Source organism: Neokomagataea anthophila (genome assembly GCF_018122595.1).
GTDB lineage: Bacteria > Pseudomonadota > Alphaproteobacteria > Acetobacterales > Acetobacteraceae > Gluconobacter > Gluconobacter anthophilus.
The window spans coordinates 70,289-78,675 of record NZ_JAGRQH010000010.1; the positions used below are offsets into that span (position 1 = coordinate 70,289).

The following is an 8,387-nucleotide window of genomic DNA, read 5'->3' on the forward strand; positions in this document are numbered from 1 at the left end:
GATGTTCAGCTTAATGTCAGTTCTTTGTCAGTTTCCTATTTGCCGATGTTCGTGGCCCATAAGGTGCTTTGTTCGTTGGAGCGAATTTTTATCAGAGCTTTTGAAAACTTAGGGCCGCTCTAAGGGGGGTAAAGCCCTTCGGAGGAGCGGTGCAGAGCAAAAGGACAGCACGATTGATGCAGCCGGGATTACATATTTACGCAGATGATGGTGTTTTGGGGCAGGCGCCTTTTGATGTGGCGGTTGTGATGCCGAGTTTGTTGCGCCCGTCTTTGTTCCATGCGTTGCAATCTATTTTTGCGCAAAAGGGCAGGGATGGGAAAATCTTACGCATTCAGGTGATGATTGGTGTGGACCGTACGCCGCCTGACTATGCGATGGCGTTATTAGAGCGTGCTTGTGCTGCGCGGCCGGCGCATTGTGTCGTGTCGGTTCTATGGCCGGGATATTCAACGTCCCAGCGGCATGGTGGGTTGGGGCGTGCGCGTGATGGTGGCGTGCTGCGCTCTGTTTTGAGTCAACTCGCGAATGCGCCGCGCATTGCTTATTTGGACGATGATAATTGGTGGGCACCACATCATCTGGCCGGGTTGTTAGAGGCGATTGAAGGTGGTGACTGGGCATGGTCAGGCCGACATTTTGTACACCCGAAAACATTGCGGCCGATTTGTGAGGATTTATGGGAATCTGTCGGGCCGGGGGGCGGTGTGTTCCGTGAGCGGTACGGTGGGTTTGTGGACCCTAATTGCTTAATGCTCGACCGGGTGCGTGTGCCAGAAGCTCTGGATTTATGGAATCAGCCGATGCCGGGCGATGAAACGTATATGACCGCAGATCGGCGTGTGTTTGATATGATGCGCCACCGGAAGGGGCGGCCGACAGGCGATTATACGGCGTATTATGTGTTGACGGAAACGGATGGAATGCATCCGTTTCGTTTACAGTGCATGGGCGATGCGTGGCATGAGGCCGGGCGCATCGCATAGCTCACATTACATAGAGCGAATGGTCTCGCGGCGTGGGCGGCGTGGACGTTGTGCGTCTGGGCCGCGGTTTGCGGCGCGTGCGGCTTTGTCACGGGCATCAGCGCGGAGTTCGCTCTCCAGTTCACGGATGCGGCGCTGAATGCTTTCTTTGAGCGCAGGGGAGGTATGAGACTTCATGGTGCCCAAAGTCTCTTTCAGGTCCCGCAACTGCTTTTCTTTTTCCGCTGTGTTGCGACGGATGGGTTGGTTGTCGGACATTTGTCCGTGAAATGAACGCATGGTCTTGGTCTTTCTACACGTAACGTCGGAAAACGCGTTTGCCCGCCAGTTGTTGCACTGGCGGAAGGCGGACTATGGCTCGTACCGGTCAGATACGTGCGGCATAGCCTCCGAAGGGTCATGATCGCTGAGGGCGTAAAACGCCCGTGGGTTCACGATGGGTGGTTAGAGTAGGTCTTTCAGCGTGTCCGTCAGGCGGGTGCTGTCCTCATCTGTGCCAATCGTGATGCGTAGCCAGTCCCGGATACGCGGGGTTGAAAGGTGCCGTACCAGAATGGCTCGTTCCCGTAATTGGGCGGCGAGTGATCCGGCTGGATGCGCCGGGTGGCGCACAAGGATGAAATTGGCACAGGATGGCAAAACTTGGAAGCCGAGATTTTCAAGCTCTGGAATTAGGCGGTCCCGCGTGGTTTGAACACGGCTTGTAATGTTCTTCAGCCATGCTTGATCTTTCAGTGCCGCGATGGCGCCGGCCTGTGAGGGGCGGGACAAGGGGTAGGAGTTGAAACTGTCTTTAACGCGGTTGAGGCCTTCAATGAGATCGGGGGAGCCTATGGCAAAACCGACGCGTAGACCTGCAAGTGCGTAAGATTTGGATAATGTCTGGACCACGAGCAGGTTGTCGTAGGTTTTGGTTAAAGGGATAGCGCTTTCTGCTCCGAAATCGACATAAGCTTCATCAATAACGACGACCCGGTTCGGGTGGCGTTGAGCAAGTGTCTCGATATCGTGGAGAGAAAGGCTGAGGCCGGTGTTGGCGTTGGGGTTCGCGACAATGATCCCGCCGCATTCTCTCTCTTCTTGTGCGTCATAAGCGGTAATGTCGATTGTATAATCGTCTGCCAGTGGAAGTTCTTGCGCTGGCTGTTCAAACAGGCCGCAGAAGACGGGGTAAAATCCATACGTTACATCGGAAAAGAAAAGAGGGGCATCATCGTGGAACAGGCCGCGGAAGACATGCGCCAGAACTTCGTCAGAGCCGTTGCCAACGAAAATACGGTCGGGCGTTGTGCTATGCAGTGTGGCGATGGTTTCACGCAGTTCTGTAGCGAGCGGGTCTGGATAGAGACGTAAATCATCTTGCGCTGCGGCGCTTACGGCTGCTTTGGCGAGAGGACTCGGGCCGTAAGGTGACTCGTTGGTGTTTAATTTCAGTAAATCAGAAATATGTGGCTGCTCACCCGGAATATAAGGGTGAAGGGCGTGGACCCGTGCGTTCCAAAAGCGGCTCATGGTGTGGTCTTTGGTTGTGATGATGTTGGCAGGAGAGCAGACAGCCCTTGTTTTTCCGCGATATCACGGACAGAGACGCCTTCAGCGTCCTGTATGTCCGGGGAGGCGCCGTGCTTGATGAGGTGACGTGCCATCTCTTCGCGGCCAAACATGAGGGCAAACATCAAAGGGGTACGGCCGGCGTGATTAGCATGGTCGACCGTAGCGCCGTGAGCGATGAGGCACTCTGCAATGGCTAAGTTGCCTTTGAAGGCGACGCCAGACAAGGCCGTTGCGCCTTTGAGGTCCACGATGTCTGGCGCAGCGCCTTTTTCGAGTAGGAGGCGTACGGCTTCTTCGTGCCCGTTATAGGCGGCAATAATGAGTGCGGTGTATCCGCGGGTATCCGCGGCATTAATGTCCATTCCCGCATCAAGGAACTGACGCAGTAGGTCCATATCCCCAGAGCGGGCGGCCTCAATAAAGAGCGCGGTGATCTGTTCTGGGGAGAAGTTGATCGGCGAGGCGGTCATAGGGCTGTTTCATACCGGTAAACGAAGAAGAAATCCGCGCGGCTGCGTGGAGTGAGTGAATCCTAGCGGGTTCATGGCGTAGGTGCAAAGTCTGTCTTTTTGCGGGTGAGGAATGATGTAAGTCATGCGGAAGGCCGCGTTAGATTCAAGGCAGGAATGATTTTTTTGCAAGGATAGCCGTTAAATGGCAGTTTTGGTGCGCACGAATGCGTGCTTCACGAAAAGGCGAACGGCTGTACCATTGCGTTTCATGTCATATCGCGCCATCCCAGAGGGGACGAAAACGCGGGGCGTATGACATAGTGTCCCTTCAGCGTTTCATGAGCCGGAGATTCAGTACCGATGAGCACTCTTTCCCAACTCGGTATCAATACGATCCGCACCCTTTCCATGGATGGTGTTGAGCGCGCCAATTCCGGGCATCCCGGAACGGCAATGGCAATGGCACCAGCCATGTATGCGGTGTGGCAGCATGACCTGAACTATGATCCAGCAGATCCGTTATGGCCAGCACGTGACCGCTTTGTGTTGTCCATCGGGCATGCTTCGATGCTTCTGTACTCTACGCTGCACCTCACTGGCGTGAAGGACATTGAAGGTGGGAAGGTGGTTGACCGCCCAGCTCTGACGTTGGAAGATCTGACGCAGTTCCGTCAGTTGAACTCTCGCACCCCGGGTCACCCAGAATATCGCTTCACAGCAGGTATTGAAACAACGACAGGCCCTCTGGGGCAGGGTTGTGGTAACTCAGTCGGTATGGCGATGGCCGAAAAATGGCTGGCTGCGACGTATAACCGCCCGGGTTTTGACCTGTTTAATTATCATGTCACCGTGTTCTGTGGTGATGGTGATATGATGGAAGGCGTTACGTCTGAAGCAGCTTCAACGGCTGGGCATCTTGGTCTTGGTAATCTGACATGGGTTTATGACTCGAACCAGATTTCAATTGAAGGTTCAACAGACATTGCTCTGACGGAAAATGTTGCGGATCGCTTCAAGGCTTATGGCTGGCATGTTCAAACGCTGGATGATGGCAATGATGTTGATGCCATCCTTGCGGGGTTGAAAGCGGCACGCGCGGTTAAAGATCGTCCAAGCTTGATCGTTCTGAAGACGGTCATTGGTTATGGCGCTCCGAAAAAGGCTGGCACAGCCTCTGCGCATGGTGAACCGCTGGGTGGTGCTGAAATTAAGGGTGCGAAGGCTGCTTATGGCTGGCCAGAAGATGCACCTGATTTCTTCGTTCCAGACGGTGTACGTGAGCATTTCGCTGACGGCATTGGTAAGCGCGGTGCGGCTGCAAGTGCAGAATGGCGCGCTCTGTTTGCGAAATATAAAGAAGCCTTCCCGAAGGAAGCCGCTGAAGTTGAGCTGATCCTCAATGGTGGTCTGCCAGAGGGCTGGGATAAAGATATTCCGGTCTACCCCGCAGATCCAAAGGGTATCGCCTCACGTGCAAGCTCCGGTCAGGTGTTGAACGCTGTTGCGAAGAACTTGCCATGGCTGGTTGGTGGTTCTGCTGATCTGTCGCCTTCAACAAAGACAGATATCAAGGGCGCAGAGTCGTTCCAGCCGGAGAAGTGGGGCGGTAGCTATGCAGGCCGCAACCTGCATTTCGGTGTGCGTGAGCATGCGATGGGCTCTATTTGTAATGGCATCGCGCTATCCGGTATCCGCTCTTACGGTTCAGGCTTCTTGATCTTCTCAGATTACATGAAGGCTCCGATCCGTCTGTCTGCGATTATGGAACTGCCAGTTCTGTATGTCTTTACGCATGACTCCATCGGTGTGGGTGAAGATGGGCCGACCCATCAGCCAATCGAACAACTGGCTCAACTGCGTGCAACGCCAGAAGTGATGACCATTCGCCCATCGGATGCCAACGAAGTGGCTGAAGCATGGCGTACGCTGATCCCGTTAAACCATAAGCCTGCGGTACTGATCCTGAGCCGTCAAAACCTACCGACGTTGGATCGTACGAAATACGCACCGGCTTCTGGCTTGGCAAAGGGTGCTTATGTGCTGGCAAGCTGTGAAGGTAAGCCAGACGTTATTTTGATGGCATCAGGCTCTGAAGTTTCCTTGGTGGTTGATGCTTATGAAAAGCTGACGGCTGAGGGTGTAAAGGCCCGCGTTGTATCCATCCCGAGCTTCGATCTCTTTGAGGCACAGGATCAGGCTTACCGTGATGAGGTTCTGCCGCCAGATGTTGTGGGCCGCGTTGCGGTTGAACAAGCATCTGCCTTTGGTTGGGACCGTTACACAGGGATTGGCGGGGCCATCATTGCGATGCATGGTTTCGGTGCTTCCGCCCCGGCTGCGTTGCTGCAAAAGAAGTTCGGCTTCACGCCGGAAGCAGTTTACGAAGCTGGTAAAGCACAAGCCGCGCGTAGCACGGCGAAGTAAGCATTTCGGATTTAATCTACGAAGACACATGGAGAGAAACAGTGGGTGACACGATCTCAAAAACACCGGGTGCTAGCGTAGCCAACGTGTTGCAGGGGCTGGCCGAGTATGGTCAGTCCCCGTGGCTGGACTTCATTCAGCGCAGCTTCACAGAAGCTGGTAGCTTGAAGAAGCTCGTTGACGAAGATGGTTTGCGTGGGGTGACCTCTAACCCCGCAATCTTTGAAAAAGCGATCGGCAAAGGCACGGAATACGATCCGCAAATTCGCTCTTTGCTGAAAGACGGTGCTTTGTCACCGGGTGATTTGTACGAAACGCTGGCGATTGATGATATTCGCGCCGCTTGTGCAGAACTCCGCCCCGTCTTTGATAAGACGAATGGCTTGGATGGCTATGTCAGCCTCGAAGTATCGCCTTATCTGGCTTTTGATACAGAAGGTACGATCGCGGAAGCACGCCGCTTGTGGAAGACGGTTGACCGCAAGAACCTGATGATCAAGATCCCAGGTACGGCAGAAGGTGCGAAGGCGGTTCGTGAAGCGATTGCGGATGGCATCAATGTCAACGTAACGCTTCTCTTCTCACTGGATGCTTATAAAGCGGTTCTTGAAGCCTATATCTCTGGCTTGGAAGAACGCGCTGCAAAGGGTGAAGAGATTTCGGGCATCGCCAGTGTCGCTTCCTTCTTCGTGAGCCGTATCGATGGGAAAATTGATGGCGAGATCGACCGCCGCGTTGCTGCGGGTGACAAGGATGCGGAAACGCTGAAATCCCTGCGCGGTAAGGTTGCGATTGCAAATGCAAAGCTGGCTTACCAGTATTATCTGGATATTAAAGCTACAGACCGTTGGAAGGCTCTTGCCGCTAAGAGTGCACAGCCACAACGTCTGCTGTGGGCCAGCACAGGCACCAAGGACAAGGCTTATTCAGACGTTCTGTACGTTGAAGAGCTGATTGGCCCGGAAACGGTTAACACGATCCCTCCGGCAACATTTGATGCGTTCCGTGATCATGGTAAGCTGCGCGCTAGCCTGACGGAAAATGTTGAAGATGCACGGCATGTTCTGTCTGAGGCGGAGCGTCTGTCTCTGGATCTGGCGGGTGTGACCGATAAGCTGGTGAAAGACGGTTGTGCGGCTTTCAGTGCATCGTTTGACACGCTCTTAGGCGCTGTTGCGGAAAAGCGTGAGATTGTTTTGGGGCAGCGTTTGCTGCAATTCAGCGCAGACCTTCCTGCTGATTTGCGTGATGACGTTGCCGCTCTTGAAGGTGCTTGGAACAAAGACGGTAAGGTTCGCCGTGTTTGGGAAAAAGATGCGACGGTTTGGACAGGTGGCCCAGAAGGGAACTGGCTGAACTGGCTGGATATCGTTCAAGAGCGCCTGAAGAATGTTGCAGAACTTGAAGCATTCGCGCGTGACGTGAAGTCTCGTGGCTTTAGTGATGTTCTGCTGCTGGGTATGGGCGGCTCCAGCCTTGGCCCAGAAGTGTTGGGTGCGACGTTTGGCCAAGCTGTTGGCTGGCCTAAGCTGCATGTGCTGGACAGCACGGACCCACAGCAGGTCAAGACGTTTGAGAAGTCTGTTGATCTGAAGAAAACGCTCTTCATTGTGGCCAGCAAGTCAGGCGGTACGCTTGAGCCAAACATCCTGTTCGCGCATTTCTGGGATGTTGCAGAAAAAGCTCTGGGCAAGGCACCGGGTGAGCACTTCGTAGCGATCACGGATCCTGGCTCCAAAATGCAGAGCGTGGCGGAAGAGCACAAATTCGGACATATCTTCTACGGTGATCCGAAGATTGGTGGTCGTTTCTCCGTTCTGTCCAATTTCGGTCTCGTCCCGGCTGCTGCTAGCGGCATTGATGTGCAGGAATTCCTGACCAGCACGTTGCTGATGGTTGATAGCTGTGGCGCGTCTGCTCCAGCACAGATTAACCCGGGTGCACAGCTTGGTTTGATCCTCGGTGCGGCTGCAACCCGTTATGGGCGTGACAAGGTCACGATCCAAACGTCTGCTGGTGTGGAAACAGTCGGTGCTTGGCTTGAGCAGTTGATTGCGGAAAGCACAGGCAAGCAGGGCAAGGGTCTGATCCCTATTGATGAAGAAACACTGACAACACCGGATCATTACGGTACGGATCGTGTGTTCGTGGATATTCTTCTGGGTGATGCAAAGCCAGATGCACGTTTGGCTGCTCTGCGTGAAGCTGGTGCGCCGGTGGTGACGCTGCGCCTTGGCGACGAAGTGCAGCTTGGTCAGGCATTCTTTGTCTTCGAATTTGCGACGGCGGTTGCAGGCTCGGTGCTGGAGATTGACCCGTTTGATCAGCCAGATGTTGAGTTCAGCAAAGTGGAAACACGCAAGCTGACCTCTGCTTATGCTGAGACGGGCTCTCTGCCTCCAGAAACACCATTTGCAAAAGATGGTGCTTTTGCCTTCTACGCAGATGCGAAGAACACGGAAGCACTGAAAAAAGCCGATACTGTTGCGATCTTGAAAGCGCATTTTGATCGTGTCGGTGCCGGCGATTATGTTGGCCTTCTGGCTTATATCGAGCGCGATAAAGAAACGCGTGCATGGCTCCAAGCGCTGCGCCTTGATGTGCGTGACGCTCTGAAGTCTGCAACGGCTGCTGAGTTTGGCCCGCGCTTCCTGCACTCTACAGGTCAAGCTTATAAGGGTGGTCCAGATAGCGGTGTTTTCCTCCAGATTACGGCGGATGATGCGGCGGATGTGCCGGTCCCAGGTTACGGGTTTACATTCGGTGTGGTGAAGGCGGCTCAGGCACGTGGTGACTTTGAGGTGCTTTCAAACCGTGGTCGTCGTGCGCTGCGGGTACACATCAGCGGTTCGCTGGAAGAAGGGTTGAAGGCGCTTGCCGCAGCACTTCGTTCAGCTATCAAGAAAGGCTAAGTCAATGCGTATTGGGATTATTGGCCTTGGGCGTATGGGCGGGAACATAGCGGTTCGCC

6 protein-coding genes are annotated in these 8,387 nt (G+C 54.2%); 3 read left to right on the forward strand and 3 right to left on the reverse strand.

The window, feature by feature from the left end; translation table 11 throughout:
* Window positions 1-176 precede the first annotated feature (176 nt).
* Entirely contained in the window at window positions 177-986 is an 810-nt protein-coding gene (locus KB213_RS11115) for a glycosyltransferase family protein (RefSeq protein WP_211683133.1), read from the forward strand.
* Window positions 987-992: 6 nt separating this feature from the next.
* On the opposite strand, the gene KB213_RS11120 is transcribed toward KB213_RS11115, so the two are convergent.
* The 3 genes from KB213_RS11120 to KB213_RS11130 form a co-directional block, all read right to left on the reverse strand.
* Window positions 993-1,265 carry a hypothetical protein gene (locus KB213_RS11120; RefSeq protein WP_068171345.1) on the reverse strand — a complete coding sequence of 91 codons (273 nt, stop codon included), beginning with the start codon at window positions 1,263-1,265 and terminating at the stop codon, window positions 993-995.
* Window positions 1,266-1,430: 165 nt separating this feature from the next.
* Window positions 1,431-2,498 (reverse strand): histidinol-phosphate transaminase, encoded by a 1,068-nt coding sequence (gene hisC, locus KB213_RS11125; RefSeq protein ID WP_211683135.1) that lies wholly within the window; start codon window positions 2,496-2,498, stop codon window positions 1,431-1,433.
* Complete coding sequence (locus tag KB213_RS11130) at window positions 2,495-3,010, reverse strand: ankyrin repeat domain-containing protein (protein ID WP_211683137.1); 516 nt, start codon at window positions 3,008-3,010, stop codon at window positions 2,495-2,497. Before KB213_RS11130 ends, hisC begins: the two co-directional genes overlap by 4 nt.
* A 342-nt stretch (window positions 3,011-3,352) precedes the next feature.
* On the opposite strand from KB213_RS11130, the gene tkt reads away from it, so the two are divergent.
* Both tkt and KB213_RS11140 read left to right on the forward strand, forming a co-directional pair.
* Window positions 3,353-5,416: a transketolase gene (gene tkt, locus KB213_RS11135; protein ID WP_211683139.1), complete on the forward strand. Its 2,064-nt coding sequence runs from the start codon at window positions 3,353-3,355 to the stop codon at window positions 5,414-5,416.
* Between the two features lie 41 nt (window positions 5,417-5,457).
* Window positions 5,458-8,328 carry a bifunctional transaldolase/phosoglucose isomerase gene (locus KB213_RS11140; protein ID WP_346266710.1) on the forward strand — a complete coding sequence of 957 codons (2,871 nt, stop codon included), beginning with the start codon at window positions 5,458-5,460 and terminating at the stop codon, window positions 8,326-8,328.
* Window positions 8,329-8,387: the final 59 nt, after the last annotated feature.

Excerpts from the sequence above, each read along its gene's own strand:
- KB213_RS11115 (WP_211683133.1), top strand. The coding sequence starts at position 177 with ATGCAGCCGGGATTACATATTTACGCAGATGATGGTGTTTTGGGGCAG.
- KB213_RS11120 (WP_068171345.1), bottom strand. The coding sequence starts at position 1,265 with ATGCGTTCATTTCACGGACAAATGTCCGACAACCAACCCATCCGTCGC.
- hisC (WP_211683135.1), bottom strand. The coding sequence starts at position 2,498 with ATGAGCCGCTTTTGGAACGCACGGGTCCACGCCCTTCACCCTTATATT.
- KB213_RS11130 (WP_211683137.1), bottom strand. The coding sequence starts at position 3,010 with ATGACCGCCTCGCCGATCAACTTCTCCCCAGAACAGATCACCGCGCTC.
- tkt (WP_211683139.1), top strand. The coding sequence starts at position 3,353 with ATGAGCACTCTTTCCCAACTCGGTATCAATACGATCCGCACCCTTTCC.